This is a genomic window from Methylosinus sp. shoA (genome assembly GCF_059718125.1).
In genome coordinates, this window is sequence record NZ_AP046091.1 from 931,083 (window position 1) to 946,395 (window position 15,313).

At 68.5% G+C, this 15,313-nt stretch carries 12 protein-coding genes; 3 read left to right on the top strand and 9 right to left on the bottom strand.

Annotation, left to right across the window (positions count from 1 at the left end):
* Positions 1-36: 36 nt before the first annotated feature.
* Positions 37-1,449, top strand: a complete 1,413-nt coding sequence (lpdA, locus tag AC6IW9_RS04345) for a dihydrolipoyl dehydrogenase (protein WP_497769417.1) — start codon at positions 37-39, stop codon at positions 1,447-1,449.
* A gap of 11 nt (positions 1,450-1,460) precedes the next feature.
* Here the strand turns inward: lpdA and AC6IW9_RS04350 are convergent, their stop codons facing one another.
* From AC6IW9_RS04350 to AC6IW9_RS04390, 9 genes are all read right to left on the bottom strand, one after another.
* Positions 1,461-1,730 (bottom strand): usg protein, encoded by a 270-nt coding sequence (locus tag AC6IW9_RS04350; protein WP_497769418.1) that lies wholly within the window; start codon positions 1,728-1,730, stop codon positions 1,461-1,463.
* 142 nt (positions 1,731-1,872) lie between these two features.
* Complete coding sequence (locus tag AC6IW9_RS04355) at positions 1,873-3,468, bottom strand: RecQ family ATP-dependent DNA helicase (RefSeq protein WP_497769419.1); 1,596 nt, start codon at positions 3,466-3,468, stop codon at positions 1,873-1,875.
* The gene (locus tag AC6IW9_RS04360) at positions 3,462-4,073 is read right to left on the bottom strand and encodes a response regulator transcription factor (protein WP_497769420.1); all 612 of its coding nucleotides are present in this window, start codon (positions 4,071-4,073) and stop codon (positions 3,462-3,464) included. Before AC6IW9_RS04360 ends, AC6IW9_RS04355 begins: the two co-directional genes overlap by 7 nt.
* Positions 4,074-4,422: 349 nt before the next feature.
* Positions 4,423-7,026, bottom strand: a complete 2,604-nt coding sequence (locus tag AC6IW9_RS04365; protein ID WP_497769421.1) for a DUF3772 domain-containing protein — start codon at positions 7,024-7,026, stop codon at positions 4,423-4,425.
* 47 nt (positions 7,027-7,073) lie between these two features.
* The gene (locus AC6IW9_RS04370) at positions 7,074-8,261 is read right to left on the bottom strand and encodes a lysine-2,3-aminomutase-like protein (protein ID WP_497769422.1); all 1,188 of its coding nucleotides are present in this window, start codon (positions 8,259-8,261) and stop codon (positions 7,074-7,076) included.
* Between the two features lie 32 nt (positions 8,262-8,293).
* Positions 8,294-9,166 carry a serine hydrolase domain-containing protein gene (locus tag AC6IW9_RS04375; protein WP_497769423.1) on the bottom strand — a complete coding sequence of 291 codons (873 nt, stop codon included), beginning with the start codon at positions 9,164-9,166 and terminating at the stop codon, positions 8,294-8,296.
* A gap of 30 nt (positions 9,167-9,196) precedes the next feature.
* Complete coding sequence (locus AC6IW9_RS04380) at positions 9,197-10,459, bottom strand: choice-of-anchor tandem repeat GloVer-containing protein (RefSeq protein ID WP_497769424.1); 1,263 nt, start codon at positions 10,457-10,459, stop codon at positions 9,197-9,199.
* A 110-nt stretch (positions 10,460-10,569) separates the two neighbouring features.
* Positions 10,570-11,823, bottom strand: a complete 1,254-nt coding sequence (locus AC6IW9_RS04385; RefSeq protein ID WP_497769425.1) for a glycosyltransferase family 4 protein — start codon at positions 11,821-11,823, stop codon at positions 10,570-10,572.
* The gene (locus tag AC6IW9_RS04390; protein WP_497769426.1) at positions 11,820-13,097 is read right to left on the bottom strand and encodes a glycosyltransferase; all 1,278 of its coding nucleotides are present in this window, start codon (positions 13,095-13,097) and stop codon (positions 11,820-11,822) included. The genes AC6IW9_RS04385 and AC6IW9_RS04390 overlap by 4 nt, the downstream gene beginning before the upstream one ends.
* Positions 13,098-13,146: 49 nt before the next feature.
* On the opposite strand from AC6IW9_RS04390, the gene AC6IW9_RS04395 reads away from it, so the two are divergent.
* Together AC6IW9_RS04395 and AC6IW9_RS04400 are read left to right on the top strand one after the other, a co-directional pair.
* The gene (locus tag AC6IW9_RS04395; RefSeq protein ID WP_497769427.1) at positions 13,147-14,052 is read left to right on the top strand and encodes a hypothetical protein; all 906 of its coding nucleotides are present in this window, start codon (positions 13,147-13,149) and stop codon (positions 14,050-14,052) included.
* Between the two features lie 83 nt (positions 14,053-14,135).
* Positions 14,136-15,302, top strand: coding sequence for an LptF/LptG family permease (locus AC6IW9_RS04400; RefSeq protein WP_497769428.1), 1,167 nt, complete (start codon positions 14,136-14,138; stop codon positions 15,300-15,302).
* Positions 15,303-15,313 lie beyond the last annotated feature (11 nt).

The following is a 15,313-nucleotide window of genomic DNA, read 5'->3' on the forward strand; positions in this document are numbered from 1 at the left end:
TTGCGCCGACCGACCGCAGCGCGAAGAGGTTCCGGCATGTCATATGATCTCGTCGTCATCGGCACAGGACCCGGCGGCTATGTCTGCGCGATCCGCGCCGCGCAGCTCGGCTTGAAGACCGCGGTGGTCGAGAAGCGCGCGACCCATGGCGGCACTTGCGGCAATGTCGGCTGCATTCCCTCCAAGGCGCTGCTGCACGCCTCGCACATGTTCGAGGAGGCGGCGCATGGGCTCGCGCCGCTCGGCGTCATCGTCGATCCGCCGCGTCTCGATCTCGCGGCGATGATGAAGCACAAGGACGAGACGGTCGCCGCCAATGTCGGCGGCGTCGCCTTCCTGCTCAAGAAGAACAAGATCGACAGCTTTCATGGCGTCGGCCGGATTCTCGGGACCGGCCGCGTCGAGGTCACGCCGGAGGAGGGGCCGGCCGAAACGCTGGAAGCGAAGAATATCGTCATCGCCACCGGCTCGGCGGTCGCGCCGCTGCGCGACGTCGACGGCAAGGAAATCGCCGTCGACGAGAAGACGATCCTCTCGTCGACCGGCGCGCTCGCGCTCGACCGCGCGCCCGATCATCTCGTCGTCGTCGGCGCCGGCGTCATCGGCCTCGAGCTCGGCTCGGTCTGGCGCCGGCTCGGCGCGAAGGTCACGGTGATCGAATATCTCGACCGCATCCTGCCCGGCGCCGATTCCGAGATCGCGACGCGCTTCCAGAAGATCCTCGAGAAGCAGGGCTTCTCCTTCCATCTCGCCTCGAAGGTCACCAAGATCGAGAAGACCGGCGACAAGCTCTCCGTCTCCTACGCCTCGACCAAGGGCGGCGGCGGAACGCCGATCAGATGCGACGCCGCACTGATCGCGACGGGACGCATTCCCTACACCGCCGGCCTCGGCCTCGAGGAGGCCGGAGTCGCGACCGAACGCGGGCGCGTCGTCATCGACGATCATTTCCGCACCAATGTGCCGGGCGTTTATGCGATCGGCGACGTCGTGCGCGGCGCGATGCTCGCGCATAAGGCCGAGGAGGAGGGCGTCGCCGTCGCGGAGATGCTCGCGGGCCAGGCGGGGCATGTGAATTATGGCGTCATTCCCTCGGTCGTCTATACGATGCCCGAGGTCGCCTGGGTCGGCGTGACCGAGGAGGAGGCCAAGACCGCCGGCCGCGCCTATAACGTCGGCAAGTTTCCCTTCTCGGCCAATGGCCGCGCGCGCGCCAACCGGCAGACGGAAGGCTTCGTCAAAGTGCTCGCCGATGCGGCGACGGATCGCGTGATCGGCGTGCATATTCTCGGCTCCGACGCCGGCGAGATGATCGCCGAAGCCTGCGCGCTGATGGAGTTCTCCGGCGCCGCCGAGGATCTCGGGCGCACCTGCCATGCGCATCCGACGCTGTCGGAGGCGATCAAGGAGGCGGCGCTCGGCGTCGCCAAGCGCTCGATCCACTTGTAGTCACATGATCGTCAGTGGAGATGAAACTCCTTGTCGACGAGCGAGAACTCCGCGGCCCGGATCAGTCCGCTGTGCGCGACATGAACGGAATGGAGCCTTCCGTCGAGGCTCTTCTCCCAAAAGGCCAGGAACTTGCGCAGCTGCGGGAAATGCGGCTGCAGATCATAGTCCTGCCAGACATAGGACTGCACGATCGCCGGATGATCCGGCAGACGGTAATAGATATTGGCCGTCGTCAAGCCGTATCCCTCGAGCATTTTGCGAAAATCGCGTGAGGCCATGGCGTCGTCTCCTTTCCGGCCGGCGAGCGATGATAGTCGCGCAATCCTCGAACATGCAAGGCACATGCCTTGATAGTGTAAATAAAACAATATAGTAGCAGCGTCGTCGGGCGAGTGCTGATCGCTCTGACGAGAGCCGCGTTTAGTCCCTCGCCTCGTGCGCACGCAGGAGGCGAAGGAAGGACTCCGCCTCCACGATCTCGCCGGCCTCGGCGGCGAAGGGCGGCTCGCCGAGGCTGCGCGGACGCGCGGACGCCATTCGGCGCAGCTGCGCGTCGGAGGCGACGCGGCGCGGAGGGAGCCCGCAACGCCGCGCGATATCGAGGCGCAGGCTCCGCAAAGCGCGCAGCAGCGTCTCGTCGGCGACCCGCAAGGGCGTCTCGGCCCCGTCTCGCCGCTCGAGCGCGACGCTGGCGGGCTCCGTGGCGTCCGCGGGCTCCTCTGGTCCCAAATCCTCGGCGCGCGCGACACGGGCGAGTGCGGCGACGCGCAGTCCGAGCCAGACGAGACCGGCGCGCCGCGGCAGCGACAGCAGCCCGCCCCTGCAATTATCGCACAGGCCGCAGCCCTCGCTCTCCTCGCCGAAGTCCCGCAGCAGCGTCCGAAAACGGCAGGACGGCGTGAGGCAGAGCCGCGCCATCGCACGGCGGCGGAGCGCGCCGGCCTCGGCGAAGCCGTCCTCCGTCGTCGGCGAGACGCTCCAGCGCGCGGCGAGCTCCCGCAGATCGAACAGGGCGAGCGCATCGGCCGGCAGTCCGTCGCGGCCGGCGCGGCCGATCTCCTGATAATAGCCCTCGATCGAGCCGGGCAGATCGGCATGGACGACATGGCGCACGTCCGTCTTGTCGACGCCCATGCCGAAAGCGATGGTCGCGACCATGGTCACGCCTTCGCGCGCGAAGAAGGCGTCCTGATGCGCGCCGCGGGCGCCGGCGTCGAGGCCGGCGTGATAGGGCAGAGCGTCGAAGCCGAACCGCCGCAGACGCTCCGCCGTCTCCTCCGTCTTGCGGCGCGAGGCGCAATAGACGATCCCGCTCGCCCCCTCCCGCCGGCGCAGGAAGCTCACGATCCGGCGCAGCGGGTCGCGCCGCCGTTCGAAAGCGAGGCGCAGATTGGGGCGCGCGAAGGAGGAGACGAAAATCTCCGGCGCGCGGGCGAAGAGTTTTTCGACGATGTCGGCGCGTGTCGCCGGCCCCGCCGTCGCGGTGACGGCGAGGATCGGCGGCGCGCCGAGCCGTGCGGCGATCTCGCCGAGCCGCGCATAGTCGGGCCGGAACTCGTGGCCCCAATGCGAGACGCAATGCGCTTCGTCCACCGCGAGCAGCTTCACCCGCGCCTCGCGCAGCAGCGCGATCGTCGTCTCCTGCGCCAGCCGTTCGGGCGCGGCGTAGACGAGCTTGGCGCGCCCGCCGGCGATGGCGGCGATCGCCTGGGCGTGCTCCGCCTCGGTCTGTCCCGAATGCAGGGCTACAGCGGCCGTGGCGGATGCGAGCGCGCGCAACTGGTCGCGCATCAGCGAGATCAGCGGCGACACGACGACGACCGGCGCGCGCCCCATCGCCGCGGGCAGCTGATAGAGCAGGGATTTGCCCGCGCCGGTGGGCATGACCGCGAGCGCATCGCCGCCGGCCAGCACCCGGGCGAGGACCTGCTCCTGACCAGGGCGGAACTCCTCGTGACCGAAGACCGCGCACAGGACGCGGCGCGCCTCGCCGAGGTCCGGCGGCGCGCTCAGCAAAGTCGGGAGCGCCGGGCGAGCAGCGACATGCGGACGAGATCGGAGAGACTGCCGGCGCGCATCTTCGCCATCAGATGAGCGCGATGCGCCTCAACGGTGCGGACGCTCGTGCCGAGCTCATGCGCGATGATCTTGTTCGAGCGGCCGCCGAGAATGCCGTCGAGCACCTCCTTCTCCCGTGCGGTCAGCGTCGCGATGCGCTCGCGGATCGCGATCGCATCGGGAGTCTCGCCGCGGTGGCGGGCCAGCGCCTTGCGGACGGCGCCGATCAGCGCCTCGTCGCCGAACGGCTTCTCCAGAAGATCGATCGCGCCCGCCTTCATCGCCCGGACCGCCAGCGGCACATCGGCATGGGCGGTGATCACGATGACGGGCAGGCCGAGGCGCCGCGTCTTCATTTCCTCCATCAGGTCGAACCCGCTCGCCTCCGGCATGCGGACGTCGGTGATGACGCAACCCGTCTCGTCCGGCGCGACGGCGGCGAGAAAATCACGCACGCAGGCATGGGCGCGCGCCTCCATGTCTTCGGTTCTCAGCAGCAGCCTCAAGGAGTCGCGGACGGCCGGATCATCGTCGACGATATGGACGATTCGCGCGCCGCTCATCGGTGCGGCTCCGTCTGTGCGGCGGATTCGAAGACGGCGGCTCGGCCCGACGCCGAATGCGGCATGGGATCGAGCGCGCGCGGCAAAGCCGGCGGGTCGCCAGACGATATGGGCGCCACAGTGTCTGTTCCGCTTTCTTCGAAACGGATCGCGCGTCCCCGGCCGGCGCCATGCTCGGGCGCGGCGCCGCCCGCCGCGCGACAGGCCGCGGATAGTGGAATCGGGCTCGCCCTTTGGCAATAGGCGGCGCGTCGACGACGTGAGACGCATTCGCTTCCGGACCCGCTCTCGCTTTTCGTTTGGAGCGAATTCCGATCGCTCGAACGATTCCGTTCGAGCGGAAAGCGCTCTAGACGACCTCGGCCGCGGCATAGCCCCGCTCGTCCTCTTCGGCCGGCGCGAGGCGCGCCGCCGCGAAGGGCTCGAAGCCGGCGAGCTTCACCACGGTCGGCGGCGGGCCGGGCGGGGCGACGGTCACGCCCGCCTCGGCGAGGCGGCGGAAAATATCGAAATGCAGATCGCTCTTGATCCGCGTCGACTGCTCGACGTCCTCGACATAGCACCAGAGCTCGAAGCGGAAGGCCGTCTGCTCCATCGACAGGAACATCACCGACGGCGCCGGGATGCGCAGCACGCCCTCATGCGCCTTGGCCGCGGAAAAGAGGATCGCGCGGATCTCCTCCGGATCGACGCCCGCATGCGGAGCGAGCGGAATCTTGATGCGGCCGATGCGGTCGTTGCGCAGCCAGTTCTTGACGACGCCGGAGACGAGATTGGAGTTGGGCACGATCATCGTCGCGCGGTCGAAGGTCTCGATTTCCGTCGAGCGCACGTTGATGCGCCGCACATAGCCCTGCTCGTCGCCGACGACGATCCAGTCGCCGACGCGGATCGCGCGCTCCCACAGGAGGATGAGGCCCGAGACGAAATTGCCGACGATCGATTGCAGGCCGAAGCCGATGCCGACCGAGAGCGCGCCCGCGACGATGGCGAGCCGCTCGAGCCCGAGGCCGAGCTCCGAGAGAGCGACGGAAATGGCGACGACGAAGCCGGCGTAGCCGACGCTCGCGCCGATCGAATGGCGCAGCCCCTTGTCCAGGCGCGTCAGCGGCAGGAAGCGCTGGTCGAGCCAGCGCCGCAGCGCCCGCGTCGCGCCATAGGTGAGCGCAAACAGAGCGAAGGCCGTCGCCATGCCGGACGGCGAGACGACGACGTCGCCGATCTCGAAGCCGGCATAGGCCGATTTGAGATTGCCGAGAATGTCGTCCGACTGGAAACCATAAGGGACGAGCACGACGAAGAGCGCGAAGGCGTAGAGCGCGAGCGACGCGAGGCCGGTCGAGAGAACGGCGAAGGGGCCGAGCGATTCGGGCCGTACGCCGAAGCCGGAGACGAGCATGCGGCCGAGCGGCGCCGATGGCCGGAACGCCTGCTCGGCGCCGGCCTCGACGAAAGCGAGCAGCAGAGCGAGGGCGGCGCCGACGGCGGCGAGCCAGGCCATCTGCATCAGCAGGAAATTGGCGAAAGCGATATAGCCCGCCGCCAGCGCGCCGATGATGACGACGATTTCCATCCAGGCCATGAGGCGCAGAAGCGTGGACCAGTCGCGGGCGTTCTCCGGCGCGCCGGAATCCTCGGCGAGGCTCTCATGGCGCGTGGCGACGACGACGATCAGGAAGACCAGCGCGATGACGAGCGCGCCGGCGCCGCGCGTCAGCACGACCACGGCAAGTCCGGCCTGGACGAGTTCGGCGATCTGCTCGAGCACGCGCGTCGTCGCGGCCACCGCGCCGACCAGAACGGCAAGATAGAGGAGGCGACGCGACAGCCGCTCGCCGATGCGCGGCAGGCGCCATTGCGGCAGGCCCGGCGCCAGCAGGCCGCGCGCGAGAGCGTGGGACACGGCGACGAAGGCGACCGCTTCGGCGAACCGCCGGCCGAGCGGGGCGAGCACCGGATCGTCGAGATCGAACGCCTCGAGCGCGAGCGTGACGGCGGAGGCGGCGGCGATCGGAATGGCGGCGCCGACCACGGCCGCCCACAGCCCTCCGGCGGCTTTGTGGAAGCGGCTCGGCTCCGCGGTCTCGGCCGCGCGCGCCGCGATGCGCCGGGCGAGGACCGACGCCGCGCCGACGACCAGCAGGATCACGAGGGCCGCGGCGAGAAAGCCGGCGAGCTGCCCATCGCGCAGCCGCGCCGAGACGACGCGTGCGCGCTCCTCGATCAGCAGGGCGAAGACCTTGGCGTCATAGGGCGCCTCCTGCAGCGCTGCGCTCCACAGCGCCGGCGAGAACAGGCCGCTCGTGCGCAGGAACAGGGCGCCGGCGAAGAGCGCGCGCTGGCGGGCCCGGATGGTCGAGGCGGTCTGCTGCGCTTCCAGCGCGAGCGCGCGGGCGCGCTTCAGCGTCGCGTCGGTCTCGTCATAGAGCTTTTTCTGCTCCTCCCATTCGGCGTTGACGCTGGCCGCCGCGAGCGAAGCGCCATCGGCGGGCGGTCGAGGAGCCGGAGCGGGCCCCGGCTTCGTCTGCGCCGAAACCTTCGCCGCGGCGAGCTTGTCCGCCGCCGGTCCCTGCGCGCCTTTTCCCGGCGCCGGAACGGCCTCCTCGCGCTTTTGAGGCGCGGGCGCCTCGGGCTTCTCCTTCGCGCCGGTCGCGGGCTTGGCGGGGCCGGCGAGCTCGTCGAGGCGGGCCTTCAGGCCGGCGAGGCGCGGGGTCAGCCCGTCGATCACGTCCTGGAGCTCGATCGGCAAGGCGTCGATCCGATCGCGCAGGCTGCGCAATGTCGCATCGTTCAGCGACGGATCGGCGAGCGATTTCTCCACATCGTCGATCGTCGCGCGCGCGGCGTCGAGCCGCTCGTTGAAGCGCTCGAGCGTGGTCTGCTCGGCGGCGAAGGCGGCGCCGGAGAGGAGGGTGGAGAGGGCGAGCGCGAAAGGGAGCAGAAGACGACGCAAGGCGAAGCTTTCGTTGCGGAAACGATGCCGGGAATTGCCTAGAGGCTTCAGAATTCCGCCATTCTCGGGGCGCCTCGGTCCGCGCTCTCGCCCGGATAGGCGTGCGCGCGCCCGGCGCGGTCGCGGACGAGCCAGCCGCCGGCCGGATTCCGTTCGAGATGGGGCGGCTGCAACGGAATCTTACCGTGGCCGCCGGGAATGTCGAGGACATAGGCGGGCAAGGCGATCCCGGAAATCCGCCGCGCCAGCTCGGCGTGGAGCGCGCGCCCCTCGTCAATCGAGACGCGGAAGTGCGAGGTGCCCGGGGCGAGGTCCGGATGGTGCAGATAATAGGGTTTTACGCGCAAGGACGTCAAAGCGCGCATCAGCCGCTCCAGCGTGTCCGCGTCGTCGTTGACGCCGCGCAGCAGCACCGTCTGGGCGAGCGTCGCGACGCCCGCCGCCTGGATGCCCGCGATCGCCTCCCGCGCACGCGGCGTCAGCTCGCGCGCATGATTCACATGCAGCGCCATATAGACGGCCTTGCCGCTCGCGGTCAGCGCCGCGAGCCGTTCGGGCGTGACGAGATCGGGAGAGGCCGTGGGCGCGCGCGTGTGGACGCGCAGCACGGCGACATGCTCCATGTCCCGCAGCCGTTCGGCCACGTCGCGCAGCCGCCGCGCCGACAGCGCCAGCGGGTCGCCGCCGGTGAGGATCACCTCGAAAATCTCCGGCCGCTCGGCGATATGATCGAGCGCGCGCGACAGCGCCGCCTGCGAGAGGGGCGCGCCTTTGCCGGGCCCGACGCTCTCGCGCCGGAAGCAGAAGCGGCAATAGACCGGGCAGACCGAAAGCAGCTTCAGCAGCACGCGGTCGGGATAACGATGGACGAGGCCCTCGACCGGGCTGAAGGCGTCGTCGCCGATCGGATCGGCGAGCTCCTCGGGCCGCGTGTCGAGCTCGCGCGCATCGGGCAGGAATTGGCGGGCGATCGGATCGCGCGGGTCGGCGGGATCGACGAGCGCCGCCATTTCCGGCGTCACCGCGACGCTGTAGCGCGTCTCGACCCTGCGCAGCGCCGGCGCCTCGGCCGGGGCGACGAGGCCGGCGGCGACGAGATCTGCGACGGATTTCAGCGTCGCCGCAGCATCGGCGTCGCGGCGCGCGGAACCGCGCGGGCCGGCGGAACGCGGAGACCGCCGGAGGGCGTCGTCGTCGCTGCGCTCCTCGGGACGACGCGCGCTGTCTTCGATCATGGCGCTGCTTATAGAGACGAATCGGCGGCCGCTCAAATCTCCGGCGCTCGATCCGATAGGAGGCGGAAGGCCTCCGTCTCGGGGTCTCGGCCGGCCGGCGAGGCGGCCCATACCGCCGCCGTCTTGCGACCGCGGGCATAGACGGCGATGCGGCTGCCGGGACCGACGCCCGAATGGCCGAGCGGGCGAGTCTCGGGCGCCGTGGCCGAGAGCATCAAGCCGAGCCCATAGGCCGGATCGGGATGGACGACGCTGCGGTGTTCGGGAAGCGCCCGCGCTTCGAGCATGGCGGCGAATGTCGCCGGCCGGAGCAGTGCGCCCGAGGTCAGCATCCGCAGCAGACGCGCGGCGTCGGCGGTCGAGCCGATCGCGAGGCCGTGATAGACCCAGCCCGGATGATAGCCGACGGCCGCGCCCATCCGCACCTCGGCGAGATCGTCCGGCGTCACGGCGAGGCGCGCCGTCGTCAGACCGGCGGGCGCGAAGACGAGACGGTCGAGCGCCTGCGCCAATGTCGCGCCGCACGCCTGCTCGACGAGGCGTCCGACGTGCAGATAGCCGATGTTCGAATAGGCCCAGCCGGCGCCGGGCTCGTAGCGCAGCCGCCGCGCGTCCGCCTCGGCGAGCAGCCGCTCGACCGGCCAGGGCGGGCGGGCGGCCGCGACATCCTCATGATAGCGCGGCAGCGATCCATAATCCGGCAGACCCGCTTCGTGCCTCAGAAGCTGCCGCAGGCTGTAGCGCTCGCCGGCGATCGGCTCATGCAGGGTCAACGATCCGCTTTCCACGAGGCGCAGGGCGGCGATCGAGAGGACCGTCTTCGTGAAGCTCCACCAGGGCGTCGGCTTGTCATGCCCCGAAAGCGAGGTCGCGCCGGCTTCGTCGATGACGGCGATGGAAATCAAGCGGCGCCTCCTTCGTGCGAGGTCGACGAGCTATTTGTATGTGAAGACCGTGCCGCAGCCGTTGAGCCCCTTCGGGCAATTGGCGCTGCGATCGCCGCCGGTCAGCGTGGTTCCGTAGATCACGCCCTTGTCCAGGGCGATGTCGGCGTAGGGAACGTCTCCTCCCGCGTCCATCGGCTTGAAGGAACGGAGAACCTTCATGGTCCATTGCGTCCCGGACTTGGGCGGACTCAGCCGATAGAGCGTTCCGCCTCCGCTGGTTCCCCCGCCGGCGCTGGTTCCGTAGAGATTGCCCGACGAATCCCGCACGAATCCGGAATGGGGCAGATTGGGCAGGGCGGGCGACTGGCCGAAGACATAGATCTGCTTGTAGGTCCAGGCGCCTCCGGTCGCCGCCGGCGGCTTCAGCGAAAAAGCGGTTCCATAGCCGGTGGCGTTGCCGCCGAACGTCGTCGCGCCATAGATCGTTCCGTCGGGGCCGAGCGCGAGGCGCCCTTCCGGATTGGCGCCGTCGCGCGACTGGGGAATCTGATAGATCCCCTTGAAATTATAGATCAGGGAATAGGCGCCGGCCTTGGTGATGCGGAACACTGCGCCCTGATTATATTTGCCGCCGCCGAAGGTCGTGCCGTAGATCGCCCCGCCCTTGCCGACCATCAGCTCGCCCTGCGGGCCCGAGTTGAAATTGCCCGGGAAATTATAGAGGACGCTATAAGTCCCGCCGGGGCTGATCTTGTAGATCACCCCGGACTGATGCGAGCCTCCGCCGGAGGTCGTTCCGTAGATCGTCCCGTCCGAGGTCACGAGCACGCCGCCGATCGGCGTCGTTCCACGCGTGCGGTCGAAACGGTGGATCACCCGATAGGCATAGGTCGATCCGGAGGGGGTCAGCTTGAACACCTCGCCGCATCCGCAGGCGGGATCGGCGCCCGCCGAGGTCGTTCCGTAAATCTTGCCCCCGGCGATGGTCAGCGGGCCAGTCGGCGCGATTCCGTCCGGCCCGAGCTCGAATTTGTGCAGAATTTTGAACTTCCAGCTCGTCCCCGTCGTCGGCTCGACCAATTCGTAGATGACGCCGCAGGTCGAGCAATTGCCGCCGTAGAGCGTCGTCCCGAAGATGTTGCCGGCGGAGTCGACGGCGACGCCGCCGCGCGGCCAATTGCCGTATTTGGAAAATTTGTGAATCGTCGAGAAGACGCCGGCGAATTGCGGCGACGCCTCCTGCGCGAGCGCGCATTCGAAGGCTCCGAGGATCGGGAAAAGAGCCGCAATGGCCTGCCGCGCCGAATGCATCGGTCCTCCGTCGCATGAAAAAGACCCATCCAATCGCGCTCTATACTGAACGGAAGCGTCGTCGAAGGCAATGCTCGCGGTTCGAGGCGTCGTCGTCGGAAAGCCGGTTTTCAGGCGCGCGTCACAGCCTCGTTCAGCAGGGACGGGACGAGCGCGGCGACGCGGCGCGCATAGGAGGAGAGCGAGAAATTCTCGTCGTAGAAGCGCCGCGTGTCGCTCGCGGCGCGCTCGGCCTGCGACGGAATGCGCGGATCGGCCGCCGCGGCGCGCAAGGCGCGGGCGAAACCCTCGGCGTCGTCGGCGATCACGACATTGGAAAAATTTGCGCCATCGGCGCGCATGCCGCGAAACGCGTGGCGCGTCGCGATCAGCGGCAGGCCGCTCGCCATGGCCTCCACGGTCTTGATCGACAGTCCGTGGCCGCTGATCGTCGGCAGCAGCACGAGGCGCGCCGCGGCATAGACGGCGGCCGGATCTTCGACGCGCCCGACGAAGCACGCCTGCGCGGCTTGGTAGAGCGAGGGCGCGCGCGCCTTCACGCCCGCATCCACATTGCCGACGATTTTCACGCGAGGCGCGCCGGCGCGGCCGAACGCCTCGCGCAGGAACCAGATCACGCTCTCGACATTGGCGCTGTTGTTGCTCGCGACCAGCACGATGTCCGGCCCGCCGGGCCCGAGCGGCGTGTCCGGCGCGCCGGGATAATGCAGCGCATGCGTCTTCTCCGGAAGAAGCGCACGGAAATCGTCGTATTCTTCCGCGTTGAGATGCAGCAGCAGATCGGCGCCGCGCATCCATTCCAGTTCGCGCGCGAGCATCTGCTCATAGCTCACGCGGGGAGAGAGGAGAAAGGCGCGCTCGTTCATGAGAGCGAATTGGCGCGCCTGCAGATCATGCGTGTCGAGCAGGATCGGCGCACGCTGTTCGGCGAGCCGGGTCGCGACCGGCATCAGAAAGAAATGATTGCAGTGCACGAGATCGAAGCGGCGTCCCGCGAGTTCCGCGGAGAGCCGCGCGCGCTCGGCGATGCCGGCGCGGATGATCGCCTGATCGCCGTGCAGATAGGGCCAGAGGACGTCGCGCAGGAAGCGCGGCGCGGCGAAGGCGCGAAACGGCGCGCCGCCGAACCAGCGCTCGCCCTGCGAAAGCTCCGGCGTCGCCGCGACGAAGCCGCGCCAGCGCCACGCGCGCTCGGGCGTAAAGCCCGGAAGATCGCTGACGGCGATGGGGGCGACGCGCGCGCCGAGCGCGCGATAGGCGGCAAGCTGCGCGAGCACCACGCGATAGGTGCCGCAGGAATGCCACGCCGGATGGACCAGCGCGACGTCGCGGCCGGCGAGCGGCGGTCGCTCGTCCTCGCTCAAGCGCGCAGCAGCGGCGCCGCCGCCTCCTCGAGCGCGCGCGCATACGCGTCGAAGCTGAATTTCTCGTCATAGAGGCGGCGCGTGTCGGAGAAGGCGCGCGCCGTCGTCTCGGGGCGCGTCCCGATCGCGCGCAGCGCGGCGGCGAAGCTTTCCGCATCGTCGGCGAGCGTCACATTGCGCAGCGTCGACGGATCGAATCCCATGCCGCGGAAGGCGCGTCGCGTCGCGATGAGCGGCGCCCCGCTCGACATCGCCTCGACCGTCTTGATCGAGAGGCCGTGTCCCTCGATCGTCGGCAGCAGCACCGCGGCCGATTGCGCATAGACGGCGTTCAAATCCTCGACGCGGCCTTTCAGCAGGCCGCGATGCGCCTGGTGCAGCGCTCTGTCGCGGGACTTCAGGCCCGCGTCTATATTGCCGTAGACCTCGAGGCGAACCTGCGGCGCGAGCGGCAGAACGTCCGAGAGCAGCCAGCGCAGGCTCTCGCGATTGGGGAAATTGTCGCTCGCGACGAAAATGACGCGCTCGCCGCCGGCGCCGCAGGCGACGGGCGCGATCGCCGGATAGACGAGGCGGTGCGAGGCTTCTGGCAGCAGCCGCTCGAAATCGGCGTGCTCTTCCGCGTTCAAATGGATGCAGCGGTCGGCCTTGCGCATCCAGTCGAGTTCGACCGCGAGCATATCTTCGTAGCGCGCGACCGGCGGAACGCAGAAGCGCGTCTCGTTGCGCAGCACGAATTGCCGCGCCTGAATATCCTGCGTCTCGAGCAGAACCGGCATGTCGCGCGTCGCCTTCAGCCGCGCGACCAGCGGCAGGGTGAAGAAGTGATTGGCGTGGACGAGATCGATCCGCTCGCCCTCGATCCCGTGCGGAAGCGCGACGCGCTTCGTCATCTCGACGAGATAGCCCGCCTCGTCGCCATGGATCACGCGGCGCCATGCAGGCAGGCCCATGCGGCTCGGCCCGCAGAAATAGCGCGCGTCGGCGGGCAGGTCGGCGGTCGCGGCGATATAGGGCGGCCAGCGCCCGCCGTCGGGCGGCGGCGCGGAGGGAGCATCCATCACCGCGATGGAGATCACGCGCGCGCCGAGCGCGCGATAGGCGAGGAGCTGGCTCACATTGAGCTGATAGCTGCCGCAGGAATGCCAGGCGGCGTGAACCACCGCGACCGTTCTGCCGGCGAGCGCCCGGCCGGCGGCGGAAACAGCGCCCGAAGCAAAGGTCTCTATCGCGGCCTCCCCCGCAACCTCCGAAGCGCAAAGGGAAAACCCCATCGCCGGCGTCCCCTTGCTCGGAGGCGTAATTTCCAAGTAGAAGGCTTATATGAGCGCCGGCCCTGCAAATCCACCCCCTTCCTCCGCCGAGCCTGTCGAGCCAGAAGAGCGCGCGCCCGCCGTCGAGGCGAAACGCTACGGGATCGCCATCGTCGGCAATGACAAGATCATCGACTGGCTCCTGCCCTTCCTCGAGAGCTATCGCGCGACCAATGCGCATCTGCCGCTCTATCTCATCCCTTACGACGAGAATGTCGCGCAGACGCGGCGCGCCGCCGATGTCTACGGCGCGCATTTCGTCGAGGATGCGCCGACCGAGATCGACAGGCTCGCGCTCGAGCTCTATCCCGGCTTTTTCAACAGCCATCGTCGGCGGCTGCGCAAGCTCCACGCGCTCGCCCTTCCGCTCGACGAAGTCGCCTATGTCGATGTGGACGTCGTGCTGTTTCGCGATTTTTCGTCGATCTTCGGGCGGCTCGAGACCGGCAAGACCGAATTCATCGTCGCCTCGGCGAGCCTCGAATATGTCTACAACGAGAAGCGGGCCAATTACGATTTCCTGCGCGACGCCTTCCTCTTCAACGACGGATTCTGGATCACCTCGAACAAATATTTGACGATCTCGCATTTCGTCGAGACGATCCGCGAGGATGCGGAGATTTTCCACGAGGTGCGCAAGCGCGGCCAATTATTCGCGCAGCCGCTCGTGAATTTCGTGACGCATCGGCGCGGGCTCGCCATTGCCGCTCTGCCGAACTGCGTCGAGAAAGCCTCGTCGGAAAGCTTCTACAAGGCCAAGGGAATCACATTCGAGGACGGCAAGCCGCTCGATCCTTGGGGCGGCGAGATTTATTTCTGCCATTGGGCGGGCGCGACGCTACTGCCCTCGACTCGCGTTTTCGACGCGGCCTGGAAAGACTATTCGCGCCGGGCCTGGGAGCGATTTCGCAAATAGGCCGAATTCCGCTATTCATATTCGCGGATGCGGCGGCGCCCCCCTGACGGGGCGCCTCGCCACGCCGCGCCGGAACGGGATCCATGCCTCGCTTATTGTTCGCCTATCTCGCCCGGCGCATCCTGTTCAGCATGGCGGTGGTGCAATTCGCCCTCAGCGTGCCGGTCGTTCTGTCCTATCTGCTGTATACGCTCACTCCGGCGGCGATTCGCGCCGGGCTGCTCGCGCCGGCGCTGATCGGCACGACGCCGACGGTCGCCTATATCACTTTGCCCATGGCGATCGGCGTCGCGACGGCGCTCGAATTCGCGCGCATGTCGAGCGAGGGCATGATCGCCGTCCTCTATGCGCTGCGGCTCTCCGTATGGTCCGTGTGCCGTCCGGCGATCGTCTGCGCCGGGGCGATGGCGCTCCTCGGCTACGGCCTCGCCAATTTCATCGCGCCGCATTATGCGGGCGCGCTGCAGGACGTCATCAATGTCGTGCGCAACACGTTGAACCACCGCATGCTGGAGGCGGCGCGCTTCTACACGTTCGACAATGGTCTGAAGACTCTCTACCTCGAGCGCTGGGAGACGCCCGACATCGCCGTCAATCTGTTCGTGCGGCAGATGTCGCTGACGAAGAGCCAGGAGGAGACCATCACCGCGGCGCGCGCCGAGTTCCGCCGCACGCCGACCGGAGTCGTCCTGGCTCTGTCGCGCGGCAGCATTCAGACGCGCCCCTTCGACAGCGACGAGGTGCGCATCGCCGGCTTCGACGAATACGCCATGGCGCTGCCGATGCAAGGCAGCGAAGCCTTGCCGGCCCGCAATTGGCGCGGGGTCTATGAGATGGGCCCGCTCGAATTCTTAGGAGATTGGAGCGCGGCGCGGCTCGACAGGCGCCTCTCCGGCGAATGGGCGGCGGAGGCGGCCAAGCGCTTCGGCATCCCGCTCCTCTCCATCGCCCATACGCTGCTGGCGATGGCGCTGGTGCTGACCTTCGGCAATGTCACCGGACGGCGCGGCGCCTCGAGCAGCCTCGTCATCATCGCGGTTCCGGCGGCGCATATCTTTTTTCTGGTGGCGCTCGAAACCCTGCTGCGCGCCGACCCGCTCTTCGCCATTCTGCTCGCCGCGCTGATCGCGGCGGAGATCGCGGCCGCCGTCGCGATGATCTCGAGGCGGCACATGAGCGCGAGCCCGATGCGCCGCCTCTCGGATTATGAGCGCGGCGCCGCGCCCGAGAAGGAGAGCCTCGCCGCTTGAGCCGCGCTCCG

Excerpts from the sequence above, each read along its gene's own strand:
- AC6IW9_RS04380 (WP_497769424.1), bottom strand. The coding sequence starts at position 10,459 with ATGCATTCGGCGCGGCAGGCCATTGCGGCTCTTTTCCCGATCCTCGGA.
- AC6IW9_RS04350 (WP_497769418.1), bottom strand. The coding sequence starts at position 1,730 with ATGGCCTCACGCGATTTTCGCAAAATGCTCGAGGGATACGGCTTGACG.
- lpdA (WP_497769417.1), top strand. The coding sequence starts at position 37 with ATGTCATATGATCTCGTCGTCATCGGCACAGGACCCGGCGGCTATGTC.
- AC6IW9_RS04400 (WP_497769428.1), top strand. The coding sequence starts at position 14,136 with ATGCCTCGCTTATTGTTCGCCTATCTCGCCCGGCGCATCCTGTTCAGC.
- AC6IW9_RS04395 (WP_497769427.1), top strand. The coding sequence starts at position 13,147 with ATGAGCGCCGGCCCTGCAAATCCACCCCCTTCCTCCGCCGAGCCTGTC.
- AC6IW9_RS04390 (WP_497769426.1), bottom strand. The coding sequence starts at position 13,097 with ATGGGGTTTTCCCTTTGCGCTTCGGAGGTTGCGGGGGAGGCCGCGATA.
- AC6IW9_RS04360 (WP_497769420.1), bottom strand. The coding sequence starts at position 4,073 with ATGAGCGGCGCGCGAATCGTCCATATCGTCGACGATGATCCGGCCGTC.
- AC6IW9_RS04370 (WP_497769422.1), bottom strand. The coding sequence starts at position 8,261 with ATGATCGAAGACAGCGCGCGTCGTCCCGAGGAGCGCAGCGACGACGAC.